Consider the following 26,362-nt stretch of genomic DNA (forward strand, 5'->3'; position numbering starts at 1 on the left):
CCCGTCGTGGGTGGATCAGGACGAGGGCCAGGCCGCCTGGATCTTGGTCACGGTGTCCTGGGTGGACTGACCGGTGATCCAGCTCGTGGCCTGCTTCCAGAACGCACCGGAGCCGACGGCGGCGGGCATCTGGTCGGAGCCGTCGAACCGGAACACGGTGTTCTTGTCGTTGAGGATCTCGACCGACAGCTTGTCGATCGGGTTCACGAGGTTCGCCGCGTCGAGCCCCTTGTTGCCGGAGATCCAGCCGCCGCCGGTGTCGTCGGAGCTGGCCTTGGCCTTGAGGTTCGCCCAGGTGTCGGTCGACCAGAAGGTCTGGAGCGCCTGGACCTCGGGACGGTCGGAGAACGCGGTCACGAACTCGCCGGCGCCGAGCACCGGGTGGTCCGACTCGGCCTTGCCCGGCAGGTAGAACGCGAAGACGTCGCCGTCGGGGCCGATGTTCGTGCCCTTCGGGAAGTTCGCCGCGTAGAACGACGCCTGGCGGTGCAGCCAGCAGGTGCCGCCGCCCTGCGTCGGGTCGATGCCGAGCCCGGCCTCCTGGAAGGTCTCGGTGGCGATCGACTTCACGTCGCCGATGCCGGCGTTCACGTACTCGGGGTTCTTGAGGTACGCGCCGACGGCGTCGAAGGCCTGGACGATCTGCGGGTCGGTGAACTTCACGTCGCCCGAGACCCACTTGTCGTAGACGTCGGCCCCGTCGAGGCGGAGCACGAAGTCCTCGACCCAGTCGGTGATCGGCCAGCCGGTCGCCTCACCGGAGTTGATCCCCGCGCACCACGGCTTGTTCCCGTCGGCGACCATCTTGTCGGAGAGCGCCTTGAGCTCGTCGAGCGTCTTGGGCACCTCGTAGCCGGCGTCCTTGAACTGCTTGGGCGAGTACCAGACGAGCGACTTGACGCTCGCTCCGGAGGGCGCGGCGTAGAACGTGCCGTCGACCGTGCCGTACTTCTTCCAGTCCGGCCCGAACCACTTGTCGACGTTGTCGGCCACGGCCTGCGGCGGCTTGACGACCTTCCCGGTCGCGACGAGCTGGGCGAGCAGACCAGGCTGCGGCACGATCGCGATGTCCGGCGGGTTGCCGGCCTTCGCCTGGACGAGCACCTGCTGCTCGAAGTTCTTGTCAGCGGTGTAGTTGACCTTCACGCCGGTGCACTTCTCGAACTGCTTGAACGAGTCCACGTAGGGCTGGTCCTCCGGCGCGACGATCCCGGCGTAGATCGTGACCGTCTTGCCCTTCAGGTCGCCGTACTGCGAGTAGTCGGCGCAGTCACTCCCGCCGCCCGCCGTGCTGGTCCCGGTGCCTCCACCGCCGCCGCCGCCGTTGTCGTCGCTCGAACAGCCGGCGAACACGAGTGCGATCGCGGCGGCGCCCGCCGCGAGTGCCACGCCCTGCCGGGCGCGGAGTCGAGTGCGTGTCATTTCCCCTCCACCTCGTCGTGGTGCTTCACAGGCGGCGGCGAGCTCCGACCACCCGAGGCCGAAGGCCTGGCGTCCGCCGCCCGCCTTCGAACCGCTACTAGCCATGCAAGCGTTTACATGGCCACTCTTCAAGCCCCGACACGTAACGATTGAGTCACGCGCCGGCGACGTCGCGCGTGAGGTGTGGGAACCCTCCCACACCCCGTCACCGACGCTAGCGCCCGAAGGCGCGGTGCGCGCGCGGACCGCCCGTCGACGACCGCGCCACCAGCCGGGTCGGGTACGTGACCGACTCGGGCGCCCGCTCTCCCAGCACCATCTGCAGCAGCACGAGCGCCGCGTCCTGGCCCTGCTGGAAGGCGTCCTGCGCGATCGTCGTCAGACCCACGAGCTCGCCGAACGGATGCCCGTCCACACCGATCACCGACAGGTCCGCTGGCACCCTCAGCCCGAGGTCGCGGGCCGCGAGGATCACCCCCATCGCCATCTCGTCCGACGACGCGAAGACGGCCGTGAGCTCCGGGTGCGCCGCGAGCAGCGCATGACCCGCGCTCCGGCCACCCTCGAGGTCGAAGTTGCCGTCCACCTCCCACGACGACGGCGCGTCGACGCCCACCTCGAGCAGCGCGCGGCGCCAGCCGGCCCGCCGCCCCATCGCCGGGGACCACTCGGACACCGGGTCCTGCGCCCCGGCCACGTGCCCGACGGCGTGGTGCCCGAGCGCCGTCAGGTACCGCGTCGCGGCCAGGCCCGTCGCGACGTCGTCGACCCGGTGCGTGACCTGGCCGCGAGGCCCCGACCCGACGAACGCGAGCGGCACCCCGAGCGCCGCGAGCGACGAGATCTCCTCGGCCTCGAGCGGCAGCCCGACGACGAGCGTCCCGTCGACGCGCCGGCGCAGGACGTTCGGGTCGACGCGTGGCCGCGGCAGCTCGTCGCGCGGCGAGCCGAGCGCGTACAGGAGCACGTCGAACCCCAGCCCGCGGAGCGCGTGCTCGACGCCGTCGACCACCTCGCCGAAGTACCACCGGGCGATGCCCGGCGTCAGGACCCCGATGGTGCGGGTGCGGCCCGAGGCCAGCGAGGCCGCGGACGGCGACGGCACGTACCCGAGCTCCGCGACCGCCGTGAGGACCTTGACCCGCGTCGCCTCCGTGACGTTCGGCAGCCCGCGGAGCGCGCGCGAGACCGTCGCGGTGGAGACCCCCGCCGTGCGCGCCACGTCCTCGATGCTCGCCACGGTCCCCGATTCTGCCGCTACGTGAGCAGGCTGCGCAGGACGGCGGCCGCGCCGTCCTCGTCGATGCTGCCCGTCACCTCGTCCGCGGCGTCCTTCACGGCGTCCTCCGCATGGCCCATCGCAACCCCGCGCGCGGCCCAGCCGAGCATCCCGACGTCGTTGAGCCCGTCGCCGATCGCGACGGTCGCCCACGGCTCGACGCCGAGCCGCCGGCGCACGACCTCGAGAGCGGTCGCCTTGGTGACGCCCTGGGGTGCGATGTCCATCCACGCGGTCCAGCCGACCGCGTACGTCACGTCCTCGAGGCCCAGGCGCTCGACCAGGTCGTGGAAGTCGTCGCGGGTCCGCTCCGGGCTCCGGACGACGACGCGCGTCACCGGCTCCGACGCGAGCTGCTCGAACGGCACGACGGACTGCAGGCCCGTGATCTCGCCGTCGGGCCAGGGCGCGTTGACGCGGTGGCCGAGCGCCACGTCCTCGACCGCGACGAGGGCGCCGGGGATACCGTCCAGCACCGCGCGGAGCGCGGGTGCCGGGTCGAACGTCACGCGCTCCTCGACGACGAACCCGCCCGGCGCGCCCGGCTCGATGCGTGCCGTCACCGCGCCGTTCGAGCACACGAGCCACCCGTCCGTCAGACCCAGGTCGCGGACGACGCGGATCGCACCGAGGACGGTCCGGCCCGTCGAGATGACGGGGTGGTGCCCGGCGTCGCGGACCGCCGCGACCGACTCGCGGACGGCGTCGGAGATCCGCTCGACGTGCGGCGGCTCCTCCTCCCACGCCAGGAGGGTGCCGTCGATGTCGAGCGCGACGAGGTGCGGCGCGGGCACGCGGGTCACCCGACCGGCTCGAGCACCTCGAGGCCGCCGAGGTAGCCGCGCAGGCCCTCGGGCACCACCACCGAGCCGTCCGGCTGCTGGTGGTTCTCGAGGATCGCGACGATCCAGCGGGTCGTGGCCAGGGTGCCGTTGAGCGTGGCCACCTGGCGCGTCTCCGAGCGCCCGTCAGCCTCGACCCGCTCGCGGACGCCGAGGCGACGCGCCTGGAAGGTCGTGCAGTTCGACGTCGACGTCAGCTCGAGGTAGCGGTCCTGCGTCGGCAGCCACGCCTCGCAGTCGAACTTGCGCGCGGCGCTCGAGCCCAGGTCGCCCGCAGCGGTGTCGATCACGCGGTACGGCAGGCCGGCCTTCTGGAGCATCTGCTCCTCCCACGCGAGGAGGCGCTGGTGCTCGTCCGTCGCGTCCTCGATGCGGCAGTAGCTGAACATCTCGACCTTGTGGAACTGGTGGACCCGGATGATGCCCCGGGTGTCCTTGCCGTACGAGCCGGCCTCGCGGCGGTAGCAGGCGCTCCAGCCGGCGTAGCGCTTGGGCCCGTCCGACAGGTCGAGGATCTCGCCGCTGTGGTACCCCGCGAGCGCGACCTCGCTGGTCCCGACGAGGTACAGGTCGTCGGTGCCGAGGTGGTAGATCTCGTCCGCGTGCTTGCCGAGGAAGCCCGTGCCGGCCATGACCTCGGGCTTGACGAGCGTCGGGGTGATGACGGGCGTGAACCCGGCCGCGACCGCCTGGTCGACGGCCGCGTTGAGCAGCGCCAGCTCGAGGCGGGCGCCGACGCCGGTCAGGTAGTAGAAGCGCGCACCCGAGACCTTGGCCCCGCGCTCGGTGTCGATCGCGCGCAGGCCCTCGCCGAGCTCCAGGTGGTCGCGCGGCGTGAAGCCCTCCGCCGCGAAGTCGCGCGGCGTGCCTTCGTGCCGCAGCACCACGTAGTCGTCCTCGCCCCCGGGGGGCGCGCCCTCGACGACGTTCGCGATCTGGAACAGCAGCGCGTCGAGCTCCTCGCCCGCCGCGGTCGCGTCGGCCTGCAGCGACTTGACCTGCTCCGCGAGCTCCTTGGTGTGGACCAGGAGCGCCTGCTTCTCGTCGCCCTGGGCCTGCGCGACCTGCTTGCCGATCGCCTTCTGCTCGGCGCGACGCGACTCGAAGTCGGTCAGCGCGGAGCGGCGGCGCGAGTCCGCGTCGAGCGCGGCGTCGACGAGTGCGGGGTCGTCGCCGCGGGCGGTCTGGCTGGCACGGACCGTGTCCGGGTCCTCCCGGAGGAGCTTGAGGTCGATCACGGGACCCAGCGTATCGGGGCGCGCCGACGGTCCCGACCCCCTTTCCGCCCGGAGGAATCCGCCAGGTCGCGGAGGGCCCGTCCGGATACGGTGGGGCCCATGAGCGTGGGCTGGGAGACGTGGATCGGCGTGGCGGCGCTCGTCGTCGCGCTCGTCGCGCTCGTCGTCGCGCTCGTCGTCTACCTCCAGGCCCGCCGTGCCGGACGGCGCATGGGACGCCCCGCCCGGCGCTACGGCACGGGGCTCGGGCCGCGCGAGCAGGACGGGCCCGCCGAACGGCTCGTCGCGTTCGTCGCCAACCCGTCCAAGCCCGGCGTCACCGAGCTGCGGTCCACGCTCGTCGAGGCCTGCCTCGACGCCGCGCTGCCCGAGCCCCTCTGGTTCGAGACGACGGTCGAGGACCCGGGCCGCGGCCAGGCGCTGGACGCCCTCGCCGCCGGGGCGGACGTCGTCGTCGCGGTGGGCGGTGACGGGACGGTCCGCGCGGTCGCCGAGGCGATGGCGGGCAGCGGCAAGGCGATGGGGATCCTCCCGCGCGGCACCGGCAACCTGCTCGCCCGCAACCTCGACATCTCGACGGCCTCGGTCGACGACGCGCTCGCGACCGTGCTCTCCGGGCACGACCGGCACGTCGACGTCGGCCGGCTGCGCGTCGACGAGTTCGCTGAGGAGCCCGAGCCCGGCAGCGAGGGCGCCCGCGACGTCGACCACGTGTTCCTCGTGATCGCGGGGCTCGGCTTCGACGCGGCGATGGTGGCCGACGCGGACCCCGCGCTGAAGTCCAGGGTCGGCTGGATGGCCTACTTCTTCGCCGGCGTCCGGCACCTGCACGGGCGGCGCACGCGCATGCGCATCGAGATCGACGACGCCCCCGCCGTCGAGACCCGGGTCCGCAGCCTCATGGTCGGCAACTGCGGGCTGCTGCCGGGCGGGATCACCCTCATCCCCGACGCCGTGATCGACGACGGCCGCCTCGACGTCGTCGCGATCGACGCGCGCGCGGGGCTCGTCGGCTGGGCGCAGGTGTTCGGGGAGGTCGTCATGCAGGGCATCGGGGTGTCGTCGGACAACCTGCCAGCGCGCGCAGGGCGGATCGACACCAGCCCGGCTCGCCGGGTCGTCGTCGAGGTCGACGGCACCGCCGGTGAGCACGTCCAGGTCGACGGCGACCTGCTCGGACGCGCCCGCCGCGTCACGGCGTGGGTCGAGCCCGGGGCGCTCGTCGTGCGGTCGGCCTGACTGGCCGCCATCATCTCCGACGATGGGGAGAGCTCCCCATCGGCACGGTCGTGACCTGTGGTTATGCTCGGCGGGCTAGCGGTAGGCAGGGTCCGTCGAGCAGGGGGTAAGGATGTCGCGTCCGAGCGATTGGTCGCCGGTGGGGTTGGACGTGGACCCGACGCCGGGAGATCCGGTGCTGGTGCTGTCCGGTGGCAGGGAGTATCAGGACGTCGCGGAGTCCATCGAGGGTGCGGCGTCGGCGATGGCGCGTCTTGATGTGGCGGGGGCTGTGTCGGCCGCGGTGGACGCGTTGATGGACCGCAAGGAAGACACGATCGGTGAGGTCCGGAAGGCGCACGCCCGGTATCAGGCCGCGGGTGACGCGCTGGTGTCCTATGCGGGGACGTTGGAGCAGGTGCAGTCCGACACGTTGGCCGCGTTGAACAAGGCTCGGGGTGCGCACGCTGATGCTGCTGACGCGTCCCGGACCCAGTCCTACTACCAGGACCTGGCCGAGTCGGAGTCCGACACGGCGACCAAGACGGCGTACAAGCACAAGGCTGAGACCGCGGCGAACGGTGCCGCGTCGGCCCAGCATGTGATCGCCGGGGCGCAGGACGACATCAACTCCGCGGTCCACACGAGGGACCGGGCGGCGGACAGTGCTGCGGATCAGATCAACGAGATCACCTCCCACGATGATCTGAACGACTCGTGGTGGGACAACTGGGGTTCCAAGCTGGTCGCCGCGATCGCCGACATCGCCGACCTCGTGTCGACCATTGCGGGGATCTTGGCGGTGGTGGTGGCGTTCATCCCCGTCGTCGGGACCGCCCTCGCCGGTGTCCTCATCGTCGTGGCCGCGGTGGCGGCGATCGTCAGTGCGCTCGCGAACATCGCCCTGGCCGCGACCGGGGAACGGTCGTGGGGTGAGGCGGGGATCGCGATCGCCGGCGCGGCCCTGTCGGTGATCGGGCTCGGCGCCGCGGCGAAGGCAGCGACCGGGATCTCCAAGGCCGCGTTCAAGGCCGGTGCCCGCGAGACCATGGTCGGACTCAAGGGCGGGTTGAAGGGCGGGCTGAAGGGCTTCGGGAAGAAGGCCTGGTGCAAGGTGCGCTTCGGGGCGTGCTTCACCGCCGGCACCCTGGTCCGCACCCCCGACGGGGACAAGGCGATCGAGGACCTCCGGCCCGGGGACAAGGTCTGGACCCGCAACATCCAGACCGGGCTGGACGAGCTCCAGATCGTCGAAGAGTCCCTCGTCCGGGACGTCGAAGCGCTGTTCGACGTCACCATCGGCGGCAACGTCGTCACGACGACGGCCGAGCACCCCTTCATGGTGCAGGAACGCGGCTGGGTCTCGGCCGACGAGCTGCAGCCGGGCGACCTCCTCGTCACCCCCACGGGAACGGTCGCGGTCCGGGACGTCGCGGTCCGGTTCGCGCCGGAGACGGTCTACAACCTCCGCGTCACCGGGAACCACACCTACTACGTCCTGGCCGGGGACACGTTCGTCCTCGTCCACAACGCCGGCGGGTACAGCGAGCCGGTCCAGAACCTCATCGACGCCATGTCCCACGGCGTCAACAGCGCGAACCCCATCGGCGACGGCACCGCGCTCGCCGCCGCGAGCCACCAGGTGAAGACCGGTGAGCTGGTCGAGGGCATCGACCACGTCAAGAGCACGCAGCAGTACAAGAACCGCCTCGTGAAGATGCGCGACGGCGTCCCGATCGGACCGACCAGACGCACCGCGCAGGTGATCCCGCTGACGGACGTCGACCGGCAAGGCGTGCACGGCCTGATCAAGGCGATCGACGACGCGCACGCCGGCCAGTACACGAAGCTCACCGACTACGGAATCCGAGGTTGCGCATGACCAGTCCCGACGAACGGTTCTCGCTCGAGCTGGCCGAGCGCTTCCCGGCGCTCGGCACGAACATCGACTTCTACTACGACGCCCCGGACGAGTTCCTCGCCCACGTCTACTTCGGCGTCGACGTCACCCCGAAGGTCGTGGCGGCGTACCTCGCCGAAGCCGACGGTCGGACGCCTGCCGTCGACTGGCGCGCGGTGCTCGCCTTCCTCGACGAGCAGGCGCGCACGGGCGGCAACGACGTCAAGACCGTCATCGGGACCTCGTTCCTGTTCCAGCTGCCGAACCCGGGGCAGGCCGGGTACGGCATCGTCGATGCCCTCCCGGACGAGCTGGCCCGGCTCTTCCGGCTCGCTCGGCCCGGCGGCTGAGGCACGCCGGCCCCGGTGGTCGCCCGACCTCCCCGGATCGGACCCCACGGGGCGGACCTGTGGGGATGCGGTGCGGATGCGTCCGACGGCGCCCGCCCCCGGCCGGGCCGCGCAGCCGCGCTCCCCTAGGCTGGGGGCCGTGCCGACCGCCCTCTCGACGCCCGCTGCCCGCCCTCGACGCCGGCTCCTCGGGCGGACGTCCGCCCTGGTCGCGGCCGTCGCGGTCGCGCTCGGGCTCGCCGGTGCGCTCGGCGCGGGCAGCGCGACCGCCAGCACGCAGGCGGCCGCGGCCGCGTCCGACGCCGCCGCCACCGCACCGTTCGTGCTCGTGGGCACCGGTGGCGTGCAGCCCGACGACGTCTCGCCGACCGCCACCCCGAACATCTGGCGCGCGCTCGGCGGCGAGACGAAGGACGCGTCGGCCCCTCCCGTCGCCGTCGCACCGGGGGCGAACGTCGTCCGGTCCGTGCGGTCGAGCACGTGCCCTGCCGACGGCTGGCTCGCGGTGTCGTCGGGCCGGCGCGCGGGCGACATCGCCCCGAACGTGCAGCCGACGTGCCGGACGCTCGAGGACCCTACGGGCCAAGCCGTGCCCGCCTGGGCGGAGTACCAGGACGCCGTCGCGCACCAGGGCTTCGACGCCGTCCCCGGCGCCCTCGGCGACGCCGTGGAGAAGTCGGGTCTCAACGCGACGTCGATCGGCCCGGGCGCGGCGATCGCGCTCGCCGACCACGACGGCGCCGTCGTGGGGACGCACGTGGACGGGCCGTCGAGCGCGCAGGGCCTCCAGGACGCCGTCGAGTCGGCGCTCGGGTCGTCGACGCTCGTCGTCGTCGACGCGGGGGCCGTGCTCGACCCGACCGCGAAGCCCGACGAGGAGCCGCTCACCCCCGAGACCGTCGCGGCCGACCACGCGCGCCAGGTCAAGGACGTCGACGCCCGCATCGGGGCGGTCCTCGCCGCGGTCGCCGCGTCGCCGCGCGCGAACGACACGTCCGTCCTGGTCGCGTCGCTCGCCGACTCGAGCCGCACCCCCCACCTCCAGCTCGCCCTCGGCGCGGGACCCGCGCTGTCCACCCACGGCGATGCGAGCGGCGGGACGACGGTCCTCGCGTCGACGTCGACGCGGCAGCCCGGCATGGTCCAGGACACGGACGTCCTGCCGACCGTCGTGCAGGCCGTCGGGATCCGGGACCAGGTGGCGTCGACCGCCGTCGTCGGCTCGCCCATCGGGACGGCGCACAGCGCCGCGACGGGGACGGACCGCCTCGACCCCCTCGTCGACGCGAGCGTGCACGCGTCGAAGGTCCGTCCGCTCATCGCGAACTTCTACCTCCTGCTCATCCTCGCGAACCTCGCGCTCTACGCGTTCGTCACCGTGGTGCTGCGGCTCGACGCGAAGCGCCTCGGGGCGCTCGGCCGGTGGCTGCGGGAAAACCCGTCCGGCGTCCTGCGCGGCCTGGTGGCCGTGGGCATCGCGCTGGGCTCGGTGCCGGTCGCGACGACGCTCGCCAACGCGGTCCCCTGGTGGCACGCGGGCGCACCCGCGTGGACCCTGACCGCCGTGGTGGTGGGGCTCGACCTCGTGATCACGGTCGTCGCGATGCTCGTGCCCTGGCGGCGCGCCCCGCTGTGGCCGTTCGGCGTCGTCGGGGGGATCACGGCGCTCGTCCTGGCCGTCGACGTGCTCGGCGGCGCGCCGCTCCAGCTCTCGGGGCTCATGGGCACGCAGCCGCTCGTCGCGGGTCGCTTCTACGGCATGAACAACACGTCGTACGCGCTGTTCGGGACGGCGTGCGTCATGGTGACGGTCGCGCTCGTGAATCCCCTCGTGCTGCGCGGGCGACGGGCCGCGGCGGCTGCGGTGGTCGCCGTCGTCGGGGTGGTCGCGACCGCGCTCGACGGCCTGCCGTCCATCGGCGCCGACTTCGGCGGCCCGCCCGGGCTCGTCGCCGGGTTCGCGCTCCTCGCGCTCATGGCGGCCGGCATCAAGCTCACGTGGCGCCGCGTGCTCGCGGTGCTCGGGGCGGCGGTGCTCGTCGTGGTCGCGCTCGCGGTCGCCGACTGGCTCCGCCCCCCGGACGACCGCACCCACCTCGGACGGTTCGTCGACGACTCGCTGCACGGCGAGCTCTGGCACATCGTGCAGCGCAAGCTCGCCCAGAACGTCGACACGCTGAGCAACAACCTCACGCTCGTCGCGATCGCGGGCCTGCTCGTCGTCGTCTACGTGCTGGGGCGGCCGCTGCGCGGCGCGCTCGCGCACCCGGCCGGCGGCCCGCTCGAGTGGATCACCACGGACGCGCCGCTGAGCCAGCTCAACGCCTACGCGCCCATGCTGCGACCCGGCATCATCGCGACCGGGGTGGTGCTCGGGATCGGGTTCCTCGTCAACGACTCGGGGATCCTCGTGCCCGCCACGGGCATCGTCCTCGCGCTGCCCGTGCTGCTCGCGGTCTACGCGAACTGGCTGCGGGACGTCAGGATGCGGGGTGGTGCGGCCGCACCACGTCCACGGTCCGACGCACCCGCCGCGCGCTGATCGCGAGCTGCACGTCGCGGTACTGCGCCGCGCGGTGCAGCTGGCCCTTGAAGTCCTTGCCCGACGGGCGGTGGCGCAGCTCGCACGGGATCTCGACGGCCACGTAGCCCTGCCGCAGCAGGTCGATCGTGAGCCCGACCTCGACGCCCCACCCGCGAGCCAGCGGCGTCGCGGCCTCGAACGCCTGCCGGGTCATGCAGCGCATCCCCGACAGCGGCTGCGTGGGGGTCCAGCCCGTCATGCCCGCGATGGCGCGGCGGGCGGCGCCCACCACGAAGCCGTGACCGCCCGCGCCGACCTGCGGCGGGATGATCGCGATCGCCATGTCGGCCACACCCTCGAGCACGGGCGGGACGAGCGGCGCGGTGTTGACCGCGGTGTCCGCGAGGTCCGCGTCGATGAACAGGAGCACGCGCTCGGGGCGCCCGGGGACGTCGCGCATCGCGACGACCGCGGCGCCCGTCTCCATCGCCGAGGCCTTGCCGCGGTTGTGCGAGTGCCGCACGACGACGGCGCCCGCCTCGCGGGCGACGTGCTGGGTGTTGTCCTCGGAGCCGTCGTCGACCACGAGGACGAGGTCCACGTTGGGGATCGCCCGCGCCGAGCGGACCGTCGCGGCGATGCGCCGGGCCTCGTCCTTGGCCGGGATCACGACGGCGACGCGCTGCCGGAACCGTCCGGGCTGCGCACCCTCCGGCGCCTGGGGGCGTGGCGTCTTGGCCACGGGAAGGGTTCCCGACGACGCGCCGGGCGTGCCCGCCGCCCCGGCGGGCCCGCTATCCCCGGTGTCGTCGGCCGCGGCCTCGCCGGCCGCGGCAGGAGCCTTCGAGGCACCCGCCTCGACGCCGACCTCCCCTGCCGCGTCGGACGTCGGAGCGGCGCCGATGTCTGACCTGTCGCGCTGCTTCCTCGTCACGTTCATCAGCCTAGTCGAGTCAAGAGTTGGACGCAGATTCCCCTGCGCACAGGCAAGAGGGCGTGTCTCACCGGAGGGTGACCTGGCGCGCCACGATGCCCGCGCGGGCGCGGCGCTCGTTGGCGTCGAGCGGCGCGTCGGCGGCGATCGCCTCGTCGAGCGTGGCCTTGAACGCCGCCGCCGGCTCCTCGAGGTCCGCCGCCTCCGTGCCGCGCGGCAGCTCCCACACCGGGACGACCAGGCCGGACGAACGGAACGCCCCGACGAACTTGCCGCCCGCGAAACCGCTGGCACGACGCGCCTGCAGCCGGGCCAGCGCGTCGATGACCGTGTCCTCGTCCTCGGGCCGCGCCCAGCGCAGGAACTCGCGGTTCATGCGGCACCAGTAGGCCGACGGCACCGACGCGAGCTTGACCGTCGGGATGATGGACTCCGCGGCCTGCTCGAGCGACGCCTCGACCTCGTCGGTCCGCTCGGCGCCTCCGTCGAGCCAGTACTCGAAGCCGTCCTGCACGGTGACCTCGAACGGCACCGTGAGGTCGAGGACGTCCTGGAGGCGCGGGCCGTCGGCCGGCGGGTCGATGAGCACCGACGTGCCGGGCTCGCTCGCGAGCGCCTCGAGCAGCGCGGCGGCGAGGTAGCGGCTCGTGTCGTTCGACGCGCCCACGCCCTGGAGCGCCAGCAGGACGGTGCCGTCCTCGCGGTGCAGAGCCTGCCAGCCGCCCGGGAGGACGGTCGTCACGACGACGTCCCTCGAGCCGTGCTCCGCCGTCGTGCGGGCGGTCGCTGTCGCGGCGGGGACGACCTCGCGCATCGCGACCCAGTCCGGCTCGCCGGGGAGTCCCTCGAAGGGGCGCAGCACGAAGTCGGTCGCAGTAGAGGACGCCATGGGGCCCGAGTCTACTGGCGCGCGCGACGGGCCCCGCTACCGTGGATCGGCATGGGGACGACAGCGGCGACGCCACCGGTCGACGGCCTGACCACGACCGCGGACGTGCGGATCGAGCACCTCGACGTGGTGTTCGCGCGCGGCGACGCGAACTACTGCTGGTGCCAGTGGGACCGGCGGCGAGGCAGGGCCTTCGACGACCTCGAGCGGTCGGAGCGCCGGGACCTCACCGCCGCCCTGCTCGACGACGCCCACGCGGGCACGGCGCCCAGCCCGGGCGTGGTGGCGCTCGCGGGGGACGAGCCGGTCGGGTGGTGCGCCGTCGCGCCGCGGACCGAGCTGCCACGCCTGTTCACGAGCCCGTCCGCCCTCAAGAAGCTCCCCGAGGACCAGCGCGGGGACGACACGACCTGGGCGGTGACGTGCTTCGTCGTGCGACCCGGGCACCGGCGCCAGGGCGTCGCGGGCCGGCTCCTCGACGCCGCCCTCGAGCACGCGTTCGGCCACGGCGCGACGGCCGTCGAGGCCTACCCGGTGGACCTCACGGAGAAGCCGAAGACGTCGTCGTCGGGCCTGTACCGCGGGAGTCTCTCGCTCTACGAGGCGCACGGCTTCGCGGTGGTGGCGCGGCCGCTGCCGGGCCGCGCCGTCGTCCGCCGCCCCGCACCTCCCGCGAAGTAGTACGGCCGCCCGCATACCTCGCGAAGTAGGAGGGCCGCCCGCATACCTCGCGACGAGCTCAGCGGTGGGGGGCGACGTCGTAGCGCTCGGGCTCCATGGTCAGCTCCGCCTGCCCCGCGGTCAGGGAGCGCAGGTCCAGCACGTAGCGGGCGAGCTCGGCCTCGGGGACGCTCGCGACGACGCTCACCCGGCCGGCGTCGTCGGGCCCCTCGGTCGCGACGACGTGCCCGCGCCGCCCGGACAGGTCGGTCAGCACCGAGCCCTGCACGTCCGACGGCACGGTCACGACGACCCGGCTCACGGGCTCGAGCACGACGGTCCCGGCGTCCGCGAGCGCCTCGCGCAGGCCCGCGGCGGCGGCCGTCCGGAACGCCATCTCCGAGGAGTCGACGGGGTGGGCCTTGCCGTCGTAGACCTCGACGCGCACGTCCACGACGGGATACCCGTGGGGGCCGCCCGCGGCGAGGGCGTCGTGCAGGCCCTTCTCGACGGCAGCCAGGTAGCCGCGCGGGATCGCCCCGCCCACGACCTTGTCGACGAGCTCGAAACCGGTCCCGCGGGGCAGCGGCTCGGCGCGGAGGTCGACCACCGCGAACTGCCCGTGCCCGCCGGACTGCTTCTTCACCTTGCCCTCGGCCTGCGCGCGCCGGGCGATCGTCTCGCGGTACGCGACGGGCACGGCCCCTGTGGTCACGTGCACCCCGAACACCCGCTCGAGGCGTTCGAGCGCGACCGCGAGGTGCGTGTCCCCGAGCCCGCGCAGGACGGTCGCGTCGCCGCCCGGGGCCGCGACGCGTTCGGCGAGCAGCGTCGGGTCCTCGGCGACGAGCCGCGCGAGCGCGGTCGACATGCGGTCGTCGTCGGACTGCGACACGGGGGCGAGGCTGAGCCCGAAGACCGGCTGGCGCGCCGGTGGTGACACGGGGCGCGCGCCCGTCCCCGCGGCCCCGGCGGGCCGCGCCCACAGGATCGTGCCCGACGGCGTCCCCACGAGCTTGGCGACCGCGCCCACCTCCCCCGCGGCGACGGCGTCGACGGGCTGGTGGTCCTTGCCCTGCACGCGGAACAGGCCGTGGAGGCGTTCGGCGGCGCCGGTCGTCGCGTTGGTCAGCCGGTCCCCCGACCGCACCGTCCCCGACAGCACCCGGAAGAGCGACACCTGCCCGACGAACGGGTCCGCGACCGTCCGGAACACGTGCGCGAGCGCCTCGCCACCCGGGTCCGCGGCCACGGCGACCCGCTCCTCCCCGAGCATGACGGTGCCGTCCCGCTCGTGCGCGGGCGGTGCGAGCTCCCACAGCAGGTCGGCGACGCGGTCCACGCCCGTCCGGGTCAGCCCCGACGCGACGAGCACGGGGAACGCCGCGCCTGCCGCGACCTCGTGCGCGAGGGTGCGCTCGAGCTCGGTCGCCGCGGGCTCCTCGCCGCCCAGGTACGCCTCGAGCTGGGCGTCGTCGTGGGACACGATGTCCTCGGTCACCTCGACGTGCAACGCGTGCTCCTGCGCGGCCACCGCGTCCGGGAGGGGCTCGTCGTGGTGGTGGCCGTCGTCGTCGTACGCGTAGCCCGCCTCCGTGAGGACGTCCGCGATCCCGTGGAACGCGGCCTCCTCGCCCAGCGGCAGCTCGAGCGGCACCAGCTCGTCGCCGTCCGTTCCGAGCGAGGCCCGCAGGTCGTCGAGGACCGCCTGGAAGTCGGCGCGTGCCTTGTCCTCCTGCGTCACCACGACGACGCGCGGCACGCCCGCCTCCCGCGCCGCCGCCCACGCCTTCCGGGTCCCGGCCTGCACGCCGTCCGCCGCGCTCACGACGACGACGGCGACGTCCGCGACCGCGAGCGCCGTGTCGACCTGGCCGGCGAAGTCCGGGTGGCCGGGCGCGTCGAGGAGGGTCAGGGTGCGGGGCGCACCGTCAGGGCCGGACCACATGGCGTGCGCGACGCCCAGCGTGAGCGACATGCCGCGCGCGATCTCCTCGGGCTCCGTGTCGGTGACGGTCGAGCCGTCCTCGACGCGGCCGGGACGCGGGATCGCGCCGGTGACGTGGAGGATCGCCTCGGCGAGGGTCGTCTTGCCGGCGCCGGCGTGGCCGACGAGCGCGACGACCCGGGTCGCGGACCCCGGGGGCGCACCGCCCGGGCCGGTCTCCTGGGTCTGGGTGCTCGCGCTGCTCATGGACGCCTCCCGCCGCGCCGCCGGATGGCCCCAGTCTCGCGCGGGCGCGGGCGGCGCGCGACCCCTCCCGCACCCCACCTCTCCCGTTGAGTGCGGACGCACTCACGGGGGTGGGCGGCGCTGGTAGGTTCCGCGGGTGACGACGCAGCCGCCGCTCTCCGGCGCCGCCCTGGCGCAGACGTTCTACGACGACGCCGTCGCGCCCGTCCTCGCGGCCGCGGGTGTCACGCACGCGGCGGGCCGGCTGGGGAGCGGGTCGGACGTCCTCGGGTTCGACGACGGCACGTCCCGCGACCACGACTGGGGGTTGCGGCTCACGGTCCTCGTGAGCCCCGACGACGTCGCGGACGTCGACGCGCTGCTCGACGCCCGGCTCCCGGAGTCGTGGCAGGGCCACCCGGTGCGGTTCGCGACGACGTGGGATCCGGAGGTCCGGCACCGCGTGGAGGTCGCCAGCGTGCGGGCACTCGCACTGGCGCGCCTGGGTATCGATCCGACGGACGGGCTGGAGCCGCGGCAGTGGCTCGCGCTGACCGGGCAGAGCGTGCTGGAGGTGTGCGCGGGGCCGGTGCTCCACGACGGCCCCGGCGAGCTGACGGCCCTGCGTGCGCGCCTCGCCGGCTATCCCGACGACGTCCGCCGCTACGTCGTCGCCGCCGGCTGGGCGCACCTGGGGCAGGAGCTGCCGTTCGTCGGTCGGACCGGGAGCCGCGGCGACGAGCTCGGGTCGGCGGTCCTCACGGGGCGGCTGGCGCGCGTCGCGATGCACCTCGGGCACGTCCTCGAGGGCCGGTGGGCCCCGTACGCGAAGTGGCTCGGGACGTCGTTCGCGACGCTGCCGTCGGCGTCGGCGGCCGGCCCGCACCTGCGCGACGCGCTCGCCGCGACCGCGTGGCCCGCGCGCGAGGCCGCCCTGGCTCGCGCGTTCGACGTGCTCCTGGGCGTCCAGGCCGCGGTGGGGCTCCCCGTACCGGCGCCCACCCCCGACGGCGGCGCGACGATCCCGTTCTTCGACCGCCCGTTCCGCGGCGTGGCGCCGGTCCCCGAGGTGGTCCGCGCGTCGATCACGGACCCGTCGGTGCTCGCCCTGCCCGCGGGGGTGGGCTGCGTCGAGCAGTGGGTCGACGACGTCCACGTCCTCATGGACCCGGCGCGCCGGCTCTCCGTGACGCAGGCCGTGCTGCGGGACCGCGCGGACGACGTCAGGCCCGGCGCGATCTGAGGCGCCGCTCGTCGAGCACCTGGCCGCCGCGTTGGACGAGGAGCGCGACCACGGCACCCACGACGATCATCGCGACGTTCACGACGAGCTGGCGTCCGGCCTCGCCCGCCTTCGCGGTCTCGCCGTACGCGAGCGCCGCGCCGATCACGCCCGCGGCGGGGATCGTCGTGACGGAGATGAGGACGCCGACCAGCGCCCCCGTGCGCGACGTCGACAGGGAGACCGCGCCGGCGACGCCCGCGAGGAACGCGACGACCGCACCGAGGCCGCCCGGCTGGTAGACGAAGTCGGTGAGCGCGTGGCGCGCGACGAGGTCGTGCTCGTCGATCAAGCCCCACGAGCGCAGCACCCACGCGGCGAGGATCGCACCCACCATCCCCGCGGCGTAGCCGAGGACGGTCGAACGGAGCCCCCCGACGACCATCTCCCCGCTCCGCCGGACGATCCCGTACGCGAGCGCCGACAGCGGGCCGAAGTCCGGCCCGACCGCCATCGCGCCGACGACGAGGATCGGCTGGTTCGTCACGACGCCGACCATGCCGATCACGCATGCGACAGCCATGAGCACGAGGAACGTCACCGAGAGCCGGTTCTCCGCGCCCGCGCGCTCGCGCAGCTGCTGCCAGACGACGGCGTCCGTCGGCTCTCCCGGAGCCGCCGCGACGGCGCGGTCCGCGGCCCGGGACAGCACGGCGTCGGCCTCCTCGACCGCGACGGCGCCGCGCTCGGGAACGCCGAGCGCGACCAACCGGTCGATGACCTCGGACGCCGCCTCGCGGGCCACGTCCGCGAGCACGAGGTCGCCGGGCGGGTCCACGGCCGCACCGGGAAGCACGACGACGTCGGTCACGGTCTCGTCGTCGCGCAGCTGCGCGACGACCCGCTCGGTCAGCTCGCCGGGGACCACGAGCCGCAGGTGCATCACCGGGTCAACCTACGACCGTCGGGGCGGGCGCCCGTGCACCGGCACGCGGCGCCCGCCCGCCCGGTCCGGTCTCAGCCCTGCGCGTCGCGCCAGGCGACCCACTCCTCGACGCGCGACAGGTCGTAGTCCGGCCCGCTGACGCCGACGGTGAAGAGGGTCGCGCCTCCCGCGACGAACGCGTCCGCGACCTCGGCGGGCGAGTGCCGGCTGACCTCGACGGACCGCTCGACGAGCGTCGCGGTGTCGCGCCCGACGGCCTCGCCGTGCTCGTCGAGGATCGCCGACTTGCGGACGAGGGTCTCGGCGTCGGCGAAGCTGTGCCAGATGTCGGCGTGCTGCGCGACCATCCGGAGGGTCTTCTTCTCGCCGCCGCCGCCGATCATCACCGGGATGTGGCGCGTCGGTGCGGGGTTGCCTGCGGCGAGGCGCTTCTCGATCCGGGGCAGCGCCTGGGCGAGGTCGGCGAGGCGGGTGCCGGGGGTGCCGAACTCGTAGCCGAACTGGTCGTAGTCCTTCTCGAACCAGCCGGCGCCGATCCCGAGGATGAGGCGCCCGCCGGAGATGTGGTCGACGGTGCGGGCCATGTCCGCGAGGAGCTCGGGGTTGCGGTACGAGTTGCAGGTGACGAGCGCGCCGATCTCGACGCGGCTCGTCTGCTCGGCCCACGCGCCGAGCATCGTCCAGCACTCGAAGTGCTTGCCGTCGGGGTCGCCCGAGAGCGGGAAGAAGTGGTCCCAGTTGAAGACGACGTCGACGCCGATCTCCTCGGCGCGCAGGACGGCGTCGCGGATCTGGGCGTAGTCCGCGTGCTGGGGCTGGAGCTGGACCGCGATGCGGTAGGGGTGTGACATGCGGCGAGCCTACGTCGCGGCCCTGGGCTCGCCCGCCCTCTCGCCGAGCAAGCGAGTTCTCCGCCGAGCAAGCGGCCGCGACCCGCTTGCTCGACACGAAACCCGCTTGCTCGGCGGCGGGGCGCCGGTGGTAGACCGGGGCCATGCGCCTCACGTCCGACGTCGCCCGCGGTGACTGGATCCTGCCCCGCCTGCGTCGCGGTGGCATCGTCGACGGCGGCGTCGTCGGCGGGGTGGTGCCGCGAGGGTTCGAGGCGTACGCGCGCGTCCTGCACCCGGTGACGGCATTCGTCCCGACGATCCGCACGGACGTCCCGCCCGAGACCCTGCGGTGGTCCGAGGTCGCCGCCCTGTCGTCGCGCCAGCCTCGGGCGGTCGTGCACCCCCTCGTGCAGTGGTCGTCGATCGCGGGCGACCCGTCCCGCGACGTCGCACTCACCGATGGACGGGAGGCGTCAGCGCCCCTGGACGGTGCTCTCGCACCGGCTGCGTGGAGCGCGCTCGCCCGTCACCTCGCGGCGCACACCACCGAGCCCGCGCTCCTCACGGCCGGGGTCTGGAACGGGTACGGCGCGCTCCGCCCGAGCACGTCCTCGCAGGCGTTCGTCGCGGTGTACGACGACGGCGCCCACCCGGTGTCCCGGGCCGACCTCGCGCGGGCCCAGGCCAACGCGGAGGCGGAGCTGTTCGCCTCGGTGGCTCCGGACGTGACGTCGGCCGCCGACAGCGGCCCCCTCCTCGCGCTCCCGGGCCGCGACTACGTGCTGCTCGACGCGACGACGGACGAGCTCGTCGACGGGTCGTGGACGCGCACGTCGGGGCTCGGGTGGCACGGCAGCCTGCACGGCGTGAGCCCCAACCTCCTGTGGCCGGCCGACCGCGCATGGTGCGTCGCGAGCGAGATCGACTTCGACTCGACCCTGGTGGGCGGGGCGAGGGCCCTGGTCGACGCGATCTGCGCCGACGAGACCCTGGAGGCGTTCGAGGTGACGGAGGACGACGACCTCACCTGGACCGGGGACACGGTCAACCCGGTGCCGGGAGGCGCGTGACGTCGTCGAACGCGGCGGGGCGCGACCGTCAGTAGGTGCGGGCCGCGGGGAGACCGAAGAAGTCCTCGAGGGTCTTCGCGCCGGTCGCGCGGACGTCGGCGGCGACCTTCTTCCCGACGTACCGCACGTGCCACGGCTCGTACATGTAGCCGGTCGTCTTCTCCTGGCCCTTCGGGTACCGGACGACGAACCCGTACCGCCAGCCGTTCTTCGCGACCCACGCGGCCTGGTCGGTCGAGCCGAAGCAGCCCATCGCGGTGCAGCTCCCCGTCGAGGCGACGACGTCGACGCCCAGTCCCGTCTGGTGCTCCGAGTAGCCGGGGCGCGCCGACTCGTTGTCGGCCTGCTTCTTGCCGTGCGCGGCCACCCAGCCCTCGTAGGTGCTGGCCTGGACCTCGTACGCACGGTAGGCGCTGTGGACGGCGAGCGGCAGCCCGGCCTTCGACGCGCCGCGGAACATGGCACGGAGCGCCGACGCCGCCTCGGGCCGCATGACCTCGGCCGGCCCTGCGACCGCGACGAGCTTCTTCGGGGAGAAGGTCTTCGGGTCGAGCGGACGCTTCTTGTTGACGATCACGAGGTCGGTGCCCGGGTCGCCGGTCTGCGCGACCGTGACCGTGCCGCCCCTGCCGGGGACCGCGGCGTCCTTCGCGGGGCGCCACACCAGCGTCCCCCCGGCGTACGCCTGCGTGCAGCGCGTCGGGTCGGCGACGCTCCCCGCGCACGACGCCGGGCCCTTCGCCTTCCCGAGGAAGCCCGCGCTCCCCCGCCAGCGGTCCGTCCAGGCGGCGGTGATCGTCGCGGCGGCACGCTCACGGGCCGTCGGGGTGGGGGTCGGGGTGGGCGTCGGGCGGGACGCGACGGCTGCGGTCGGCGCCGCCTCGGGCGCGCCGCCGCTGTCCCGGCCGAGGAGCGCGGGCACCGCGGCGGCCGCCGCGGCGAGGAGCAGCACGACCACCCCGGCCACGAGGAACGTGCGCCGGCGCCGCGCCCGGCGACGGTCACGAGCGCGAGCGGCGGCCTCGGCGCGGCGCACCGCGGCCGGACGAGGGGCGCGCGCCACGTGCGGCGGTGCCGGCCGCTGCCGGCCCGTCGTGGTCATGGGGTCGATGGTACGGAGCGGACCTGGGACGCGGCGCGACGGAGCGTGTGCGCCCCTCAGCCCCGTCCGCGCCGGCCGGGCCCGACCGCGCCCCGCGCACGCTCGACGACGCCGTCGGCCTCGGCCGCCGACTCGGTCAGCAACCGTCGCGGCCCCGAGCCGGTGTCCGCGAGCAGGTCGTCGGGGTTGTTGAGCGTGCAGGTGCGCAGGGACAGGCAGCCGCAGCCGATGCAGCCGTCGAGACCGTCGCGCAGGCGCTGGAGCTGGTCGATCCGGGCGTCGAGGTGGTCACGCCAGCCCCGCGAGAGCCGGGCCCAGTCGGCCTTGGTGGGTGTCCGACCGTCGGGGAGGGTCGCGAGCGCCGCACGGATGTCCGCGAGTGCGATGCCGACACGCTGGGACACCCGGACGAACGCCAGCCGGCGCAGCACGTCGCGGTGGTAGCGGCGCTGGTTGCCGCTGGTCCGGACGCTGGTGACGAGGCCCTCGCGCTCGTAGAAGTGGAGCGCGGAGACCGTGATCCCGGCCCGCTCGGCGACCTGCCCGGGCGTCAGCTCGTGACGTCGGACCTCCGCGCTGCTCATCACGGCACCTCCGCTGGTCGGCACCTCTTGACCTTAACCATGGTTGAGGTTGTGCGATAGGGGGATGGCGGACGCGACGGCCCTCGACGGGCGCACGGGGCAGGACACCGACGACGAGCAGCGCACGGCCGGGAGCGACCCCGCCGGCGGACGCGAACGCCTCTGGGCGGGGGCGCAGGGGCGGGTGCTCGTCGGGGTGTTCGTCCTCGCGTTCCTCGAGGCGTTCGAGTCGATGGCGGTCTCGACCGCGATGCCCGCCGTCGCGCGCGACCTCCACGCGCTCGGCGCGATCGCGCTCGCGTTCTCCGTCCCGCTCGCGGTGAGCGTCGTCGCGCGGACCGCGGCGGGCACCTCGATGGACCGCCGCGGGCCCGGACGCGGGCTGCGGCTCGGGGTCGCCCTGTTCGTCGTCGGGCTGGTCGTCGCAGGGCTCGCCCCGAGCATGCCGGTGTTCCTGCTGGGGCGGGCCGTCCAGGGGTACGCGACGGGCCTGACCGGCGTCGGGCTGTGGGTGCTCGTGGGGCGGGTGTTCCCCGAGCACCTGCGCGCCCGCGTGTTCAGCGTCATGGCCGGGGCGTGGGTGCTCCCGGCGCTGGTCGGGCCGGGGATCGCCGGGATCGTCAGCGAGCTCGCCGGCTGGCGCTGGGTGTTCCTGTCGGTGCCGCCGCTCGCGATGGCGTCGTTCGGGCTGCTGCGGACCTCGCTGCGCCAGGTCGACGCCACGTTCGCGCGCCAGCGCGAGGCCGAGGCCACGGATCCGGACGCCGACGCTGCCGACCCGGGTCCGGACGCAGCCGAGCCCCTGGCCCCGCCGCGCGACCAGCGTCCCGCGACGGGCCGGCGCGCGCTCGCGTGGTCGCTCCCCATCTCGGTCGCGCTGCTCGTGACGAGCGGGTCCGGTCAGGGCGGCGGCGTCCTCGGTCCGGTGCTGCTCGTGGTCGCGGTCGCGGCCGTCGTCGTCGCGGCACCCCGGCTGCTCCCGGCAGGCACGTGGACGGGGCGGCGCGGGCTCCCCAGCACGATGAGCGCGCGGAGCCTCGTCGCGGCCGGCTATCTCGGGGCCGAGGCCTACCTGCCGCTGTCGCTCGTCGAGCACCAGGGGATGTCGCTCACGGCGGCGGGCCTGCTGCTCACCGCGTCGGCGGTCGCGTGGTCGGCGGCCGCGTGGCTGGGCGCGCACGCCCCGGCGCTCGCGTCGCCCGCGCGGCGGGTGCGGCTGGGGTCCGTGTGCGTCGTCGTCGGCGCCGCCGGGACCGCGCTCGCCGTGAGCCCCGGAGCCCCTCTCTGGCCGGTCGCAGCGCTGTGGACGCTCGCCGGGTTCGGGATGGGCCTGTCGAACCCGACGTTCGCGGTCCTCGTCATGGACGCCTCCGGCCCGCGCGAGCAGGGCGTCAACAGCGCGGCCATGCAGACCAACGACGTCGTCGTGCAGTCGCTCGTCCTCGCGGTCGGGGCCGCGGTGTTCGCGGGCCTCGTCACCGCGCTCCCGACGGGCGCGTTCCTGGGGGTCGCCGCGCTCGCCGTCGCGATCGCGGCGCTCGGGGCCGCGCTCACCGGCCGGCTCGGCCCGCGTCGTCGTGCCGAGGCGCTCCCCGCGGTGTGACGTGCGGCGCGGCCCGCGCGTCGCCGTCCGGGCGCTGGCAGGATGGCGCCATGGATCCGCGTGCAGGAACCCCCGCTCAGCCTCAGGACCTCATCGACGTCGACGCCGTGGTCGGCGCCTACTACGACCGTCACCCGGACCCCGAGGACCCCGCCCAGAAGGTCGTCTTCGGCACCTCCGGACACCGGGGCTCGAGCCTCGACTCCGCGTTCAACGAGGACCACATCGTCGCGATCACCCAGGCCATCCTCGAGTACCGCCGCAGCCAGGGGACCGACGGCCCCCTCTACATCGGCCGCGACACGCACGCGCTGTCGCTGCCCGCCTGGGAGTCGGCCCTGCAGGTGCTCGCGGCCGCCGGTGTGGAGGTTCGGATCGACGCGCGCGACTCCTGGACGCCGACCCCCGCCGTGTCCCACGCGATCCTCACCTACAACGGCGCCACGTCCGCGGACGGCGTCCGCACCGGCGGGCCGGGGCTCGCCGACGGCATCGTGGTGACGCCGTCCCACAACCCGCCGCGCGACGGAGGGTTCAAGTACAACCCGCCGCACGGCGGCCCCGCGGGCTCCGAGGCGACGTCCTGGATCGCGGACCGCGCGAACGAGATCCTGCGGACCGGCGTCGGGCAGGTCAAGCGCGTGCCCCTGTCGGTGGCGGTCAGCGTCCCGAGCACCCAGAAGCACGACTACCTCACGGCGTACGTCGACGACCTGCAGAACGTGATCGACGTCGACGCGATCCGCGGCGCGGGCGTCCGCATCGGCGCCGACCCCCTGGGCGGCGCGTCGGTGGACTACTGGGGCGCGATCGGCGAGCGCTACGGGCTCGACCTGACCGTCGTGAACCCGACCGTCGACCCCGCGTGGAGCTTCATGACGCTCGACTGGGACGGCAAGATCCGCATGGACTGCTCGTCCCCGTACGCGATGGCGTCGCTGCGGCACCGCATGGAGCCCGCCGACGACGGCACCACGCCGTACGACATCGCGACCGGCAACGACGCGGACTCGGACCGCCACGGCATCGTCACCCCCGACGCCGGGCTGATGAACCCCAACCACTACCTCGCCGTCGCGATCTCCTACCTGTACGGGACCGGGGACGACGGCGCGCGCCGCCCCGGCTGGCCGTCGTCGGCCGCCGTGGGCAAGACGCTCGTGTCCTCCGCCCTGATCGACCGCGTGGTCGAGGGGCTCGGGCGCAAGCTCGTCGAGGTGCCCGTCGGGTTCAAGTGGTTCGTGCCCGGCCTGCTCGACGGGTCCGTCGCGTTCGGCGGCGAGGAGTCGGCGGGCGGGTCGTTCCTGCGCCGCGACGGCCGCGTCTGGACGACCGACAAGGACGGCCTCATCCTCGCGCTCCTCGCGAGCGAGATCCTCGCCACGACCGGCCGCAGCCCGTCGCAGCACCACGCGGACCTCGTCGAGCGGTACGGCGAGTCCTGGTACGCCCGCGTCGACGCGCCCGCGAGCCTCGAGGAGAAGGCGACGCTCGCGAAGCTCTCGCCCGAGCAGGTGAGCGCGACGACGCTCGCCGGGGAGTCGATCACGGCCAAGCTGACCAACGCCCCCGGCAACGACGCCCCGGTCGGCGGGCTCAAGGTCACGACCGAGAACGCGTGGTTCGCGGCCCGGCCGTCGGGCACGGAGAACGTGTACAAGATCTACGCCGAGTCGTTCGTGTCCGCCGACCACCTCGCGCAGGTGCAGGCGGAGGCGAAGGACGTCGTCTCCGACGCGCTCGGCGGCTGAGCCACGGCGGGTGCGGCGCGCGGCTGTCACAAGACCGCGCGCCGCGCCCTCCCCCAGGGTGGAGCCCCACGGAGCACGCCCGTGCCCCGCGCCTCCTCGACCCTGGAGGATGAGATGAGCGCGTTGTCCGGGCAGCCGGTGCCCACCACGTCGACCTCGCCCCGCCCGCACGGCACCCCGCTGCGTGGCCTCGCGACCACCCCCGCGTCGTCGACGACGCGCGGCAGGTTCGGCCGCATGTTCCGCCACGTCCCCGTGTGGTCCCAGAACCAGGGCGACCTGGCCAAGCTCGGCCAGGCCATGGTCCAGGAGCTCGAGGGCGGCATGATCGACAAGCCGCTGGGCGACGTGGACGACGACGAGAACACCGCCACCCTGGACGACGGCGAGCTCCGCCTCCCCGCCGGCTACACCTACTTCGGCCAGTTCGTCGACCACGACATCACGTTCGACCCCGTCTCGAGCCTGACGCGCCAGTCCGACCCGGACGCGCTCACGGACTACCGCACGCCCCGGTTCGACCTGGACAACGTCTACGGTCGCGGGCCCTCCGACGAACCGTTCCTCTACGAGCACGACGGCCTGCACCTCACCGTCGGCAAGGACGTCTCGGCCGACGAGGCGTTCCGCGGTCCGGACCTGCCGCGCACCGAGACCACGCAGATCGCGATCATCGGGGACCCCCGCAACGACGAGAACCTCGTCGTCTCCCAGCTCCAGTCCGCGATGCTGCGGCTCCACAACCGCGTCGTCGACCGTGTCGAGCGCGACACCCGGGGCCGCGGTCTGAGCAAGGACGACGTCTTCAAGCTCGCGCAGCAGGAGGTCCGCTGGCACTACCAGTGGGTCGTCGTGCAGGACTTCCTGCCGCGGCTCGTCGGCCGCGACGTCGTCGACGACATCCTGTCGACGGAGGAGTACGCGGTCCCCGGCGGCGGGACGGTCGAGACGCTCGTACCGCACTGCCGGTTCTTCGACTGGAAGGAGGAGCCGTTCATGCCGGTCGAGTTCTCGGTCGCCGCCTACCGGTACGGGCACTCGATGGTCCGGCCGAGCTACGCGATCAACGACCGCATCCCGCTGCCCGTGCGGGGGGTCACTGACGCGCACCGGATCCCGATCTTCTCCCACGACGCCGACCCGCTCCACAACCTCAACGGCTTCCGGACGCTGCCCGGCGAGTGGGGTTTCCAGTGGAAGTACTTCCTGCCCGGGATCGACGACGCCGCGGGCCCCGTCGACGAGCACCTGCCGCAGCCCAGCTACAAGATCGACCACGTCCTCGCCCGCCCGCTGTCCACGCTCCCCGACTCCGTCGCGGGCCCCGAGAGGGTCGTCTCCGGCATGCCGAAGGAGCTCGCCCAGGAGCTCGCGGTCCGCAACCTCCTGCGCGGCATGCGGCTCGGGATCCCGTGCGGCGAGGACGTCGCGCGCGCCATGTCGATCGCTCCCCTGACGCCCGAGCAGGTGTTCGCCGACGACGCCGTCGACCTGCCCGACGCCGTCCGCGACCGCCTCGCCGGGCACACGCCGCTCTGGTTCTACGTGCTCCGGGAGGCCGACGTGCGCGCCCGCGGGGCGCACCTGGGCCCGGTCGGCGGGCGGATCGTCGCGGAGGTGCTCATCGGGCTGCTGCACGGCGACCCGCTGTCGTTCCTGTCCGTCGACCCGACGTGGAAGCCCACGCTGCCGAGCCGCGTGGCCGGCACGTTCACGCTGTCCGACCTGGTGAACTTCGCCGTCCACGGCGCCTGACGGGCCGCAAGGAGCCGGTGCGGGCGCGCCGCGCTCCCGGCTCCTTGGCGCCGGCCTGAGAAGAAAG

At 74.1% G+C, this 26,362-nt stretch carries 21 protein-coding genes; 10 read left to right on the forward strand and 11 right to left on the reverse strand.

Features of this window, described 5'->3' with window-relative positions; genetic code table 11:
- Nucleotides 1-15 precede the first annotated feature (15 nt).
- The 4 genes from ACFT5B_RS07185 to serS all read right to left on the reverse strand — a co-directional run bounded on the left by ACFT5B_RS07185 (nucleotide 16) and on the right by serS (nucleotide 4,781).
- Entirely contained in the window at nucleotides 16-1,422 is a 1,407-nt protein-coding gene (locus tag ACFT5B_RS07185; protein WP_386797302.1) for an ABC transporter substrate-binding protein, read from the reverse strand.
- Between the two features lie 214 nt (nucleotides 1,423-1,636).
- Nucleotides 1,637-2,662 carry a LacI family DNA-binding transcriptional regulator gene (locus ACFT5B_RS07190; RefSeq protein ID WP_386797303.1) on the reverse strand — a complete coding sequence of 342 codons (1,026 nt, stop codon included), beginning with the start codon at nucleotides 2,660-2,662 and terminating at the stop codon, nucleotides 1,637-1,639.
- Between the two features lie 17 nt (nucleotides 2,663-2,679).
- Complete coding sequence (locus ACFT5B_RS07195; protein WP_386797304.1) at nucleotides 2,680-3,495, reverse strand: HAD family hydrolase; 816 nt, start codon at nucleotides 3,493-3,495, stop codon at nucleotides 2,680-2,682.
- Nucleotides 3,496-3,500: 5 nt separating this feature from the next.
- On the reverse strand, nucleotides 3,501-4,781 hold the full coding sequence (serS, locus tag ACFT5B_RS07200) for a serine--tRNA ligase (protein ID WP_386797305.1): 1,281 nt from the start codon (nucleotides 4,779-4,781) through the stop codon (nucleotides 3,501-3,503).
- Between the two features lie 99 nt (nucleotides 4,782-4,880).
- Between serS and ACFT5B_RS07205 the strand changes: the two genes are divergently transcribed.
- From ACFT5B_RS07205 to ACFT5B_RS07220, 4 genes are all read left to right on the forward strand, one after another.
- Nucleotides 4,881-6,020, forward strand: a complete 1,140-nt coding sequence (locus tag ACFT5B_RS07205) for a diacylglycerol/lipid kinase family protein (RefSeq protein WP_386797306.1) — start codon at nucleotides 4,881-4,883, stop codon at nucleotides 6,018-6,020.
- A gap of 295 nt (nucleotides 6,021-6,315) precedes the next feature.
- A complete protein-coding gene (locus tag ACFT5B_RS07210) occupies nucleotides 6,316-7,881 on the forward strand; it encodes a Hint domain-containing protein (protein ID WP_386797307.1) in 1,566 nt (521 codons plus the stop codon).
- A complete protein-coding gene (locus tag ACFT5B_RS07215) occupies nucleotides 7,878-8,249 on the forward strand; it encodes a hypothetical protein (RefSeq protein ID WP_386797308.1) in 372 nt (123 codons plus the stop codon). Before ACFT5B_RS07210 ends, ACFT5B_RS07215 begins: the two co-directional genes overlap by 4 nt.
- 139 nt (nucleotides 8,250-8,388) lie before the next feature.
- The gene (locus tag ACFT5B_RS07220) at nucleotides 8,389-10,791 is read left to right on the forward strand and encodes a hypothetical protein (RefSeq protein ID WP_386797309.1); all 2,403 of its coding nucleotides are present in this window, start codon (nucleotides 8,389-8,391) and stop codon (nucleotides 10,789-10,791) included.
- On the opposite strand, the gene ACFT5B_RS07225 is transcribed toward ACFT5B_RS07220, so the two are convergent.
- Both ACFT5B_RS07225 and ACFT5B_RS07230 read right to left on the reverse strand, forming a co-directional pair.
- Nucleotides 10,730-11,515, reverse strand: a complete 786-nt coding sequence (locus ACFT5B_RS07225) for a glycosyltransferase family 2 protein (RefSeq protein ID WP_386797330.1) — start codon at nucleotides 11,513-11,515, stop codon at nucleotides 10,730-10,732. The genes ACFT5B_RS07220 and ACFT5B_RS07225 overlap by 62 nt on opposite strands.
- 259 nt (nucleotides 11,516-11,774) lie before the next feature.
- Nucleotides 11,775-12,596, reverse strand: a complete 822-nt coding sequence (locus ACFT5B_RS07230) for a DUF5926 family protein (protein ID WP_386797310.1) — start codon at nucleotides 12,594-12,596, stop codon at nucleotides 11,775-11,777.
- 51 nt (nucleotides 12,597-12,647) lie between these two features.
- Between ACFT5B_RS07230 and ACFT5B_RS07235 the strand changes: the two genes are divergently transcribed.
- Nucleotides 12,648-13,277 carry a GNAT family N-acetyltransferase gene (locus ACFT5B_RS07235; protein WP_386797311.1) on the forward strand — a complete coding sequence of 210 codons (630 nt, stop codon included), beginning with the start codon at nucleotides 12,648-12,650 and terminating at the stop codon, nucleotides 13,275-13,277.
- 58 nt (nucleotides 13,278-13,335) lie between these two features.
- Here ACFT5B_RS07235 and ACFT5B_RS07240 read toward each other — a convergent pair whose 3' ends face one another.
- Nucleotides 13,336-15,450 (reverse strand): elongation factor G, encoded by a 2,115-nt coding sequence (locus ACFT5B_RS07240; RefSeq protein WP_386797312.1) that lies wholly within the window; start codon nucleotides 15,448-15,450, stop codon nucleotides 13,336-13,338.
- A gap of 136 nt (nucleotides 15,451-15,586) precedes the next feature.
- On the opposite strand from ACFT5B_RS07240, the gene ACFT5B_RS07245 reads away from it, so the two are divergent.
- Entirely contained in the window at nucleotides 15,587-16,672 is a 1,086-nt protein-coding gene (locus ACFT5B_RS07245; RefSeq protein ID WP_386797313.1) for a DUF4037 domain-containing protein, read from the forward strand.
- Here the strand turns inward: ACFT5B_RS07245 and ACFT5B_RS07250 are convergent.
- Complete coding sequence (locus ACFT5B_RS07250; RefSeq protein ID WP_386797331.1) at nucleotides 16,653-17,594, reverse strand: DUF389 domain-containing protein; 942 nt, start codon at nucleotides 17,592-17,594, stop codon at nucleotides 16,653-16,655. The two genes, ACFT5B_RS07245 and ACFT5B_RS07250, sit on opposite strands and share 20 nt — an antisense overlap.
- A 74-nt stretch (nucleotides 17,595-17,668) precedes the next feature.
- The gene (locus ACFT5B_RS07255) at nucleotides 17,669-18,448 is read right to left on the reverse strand and encodes an LLM class F420-dependent oxidoreductase (RefSeq protein ID WP_386797314.1); all 780 of its coding nucleotides are present in this window, start codon (nucleotides 18,446-18,448) and stop codon (nucleotides 17,669-17,671) included.
- A 143-nt stretch (nucleotides 18,449-18,591) separates the two neighbouring features.
- Between ACFT5B_RS07255 and ACFT5B_RS07260 the strand changes: the two genes are divergently transcribed.
- Nucleotides 18,592-19,500 (forward strand): hypothetical protein, encoded by a 909-nt coding sequence (locus ACFT5B_RS07260; RefSeq protein WP_386797315.1) that lies wholly within the window; start codon nucleotides 18,592-18,594, stop codon nucleotides 19,498-19,500.
- Nucleotides 19,501-19,528: 28 nt separating this feature from the next.
- Here ACFT5B_RS07260 and ACFT5B_RS07265 read toward each other — a convergent pair whose 3' ends face one another.
- Both ACFT5B_RS07265 and soxR read right to left on the reverse strand, forming a co-directional pair.
- Nucleotides 19,529-20,602 (reverse strand): M15 family metallopeptidase, encoded by a 1,074-nt coding sequence (locus tag ACFT5B_RS07265; protein ID WP_386797316.1) that lies wholly within the window; start codon nucleotides 20,600-20,602, stop codon nucleotides 19,529-19,531.
- 56 nt (nucleotides 20,603-20,658) lie between these two features.
- Nucleotides 20,659-21,186 (reverse strand): redox-sensitive transcriptional activator SoxR, encoded by a 528-nt coding sequence (gene soxR / locus ACFT5B_RS07270; RefSeq protein WP_386797317.1) that lies wholly within the window; start codon nucleotides 21,184-21,186, stop codon nucleotides 20,659-20,661.
- 64 nt (nucleotides 21,187-21,250) lie between these two features.
- On the opposite strand from soxR, the gene ACFT5B_RS07275 reads away from it, so the two are divergent.
- From ACFT5B_RS07275 to ACFT5B_RS07285, 3 genes are all read left to right on the forward strand, one after another.
- Nucleotides 21,251-22,789 (forward strand): MFS transporter, encoded by a 1,539-nt coding sequence (locus ACFT5B_RS07275; RefSeq protein ID WP_386797318.1) that lies wholly within the window; start codon nucleotides 21,251-21,253, stop codon nucleotides 22,787-22,789.
- 50 nt (nucleotides 22,790-22,839) lie between these two features.
- On the forward strand, nucleotides 22,840-24,540 hold the full coding sequence (gene pgm / locus ACFT5B_RS07280; protein WP_386797319.1) for a phosphoglucomutase (alpha-D-glucose-1,6-bisphosphate-dependent): 1,701 nt from the start codon (nucleotides 22,840-22,842) through the stop codon (nucleotides 24,538-24,540).
- Between the two features lie 114 nt (nucleotides 24,541-24,654).
- Nucleotides 24,655-26,295, forward strand: coding sequence for a heme peroxidase family protein (locus tag ACFT5B_RS07285; protein ID WP_386797320.1), 1,641 nt, complete (start codon nucleotides 24,655-24,657; stop codon nucleotides 26,293-26,295).
- Nucleotides 26,296-26,362: the final 67 nt, after the last annotated feature.

The organism is Luteimicrobium sp. NPDC057192 (genome assembly GCF_042670205.1).
Taxonomy (GTDB): Bacteria; Actinomycetota; Actinomycetes; order Actinomycetales; family Cellulomonadaceae; genus Luteimicrobium.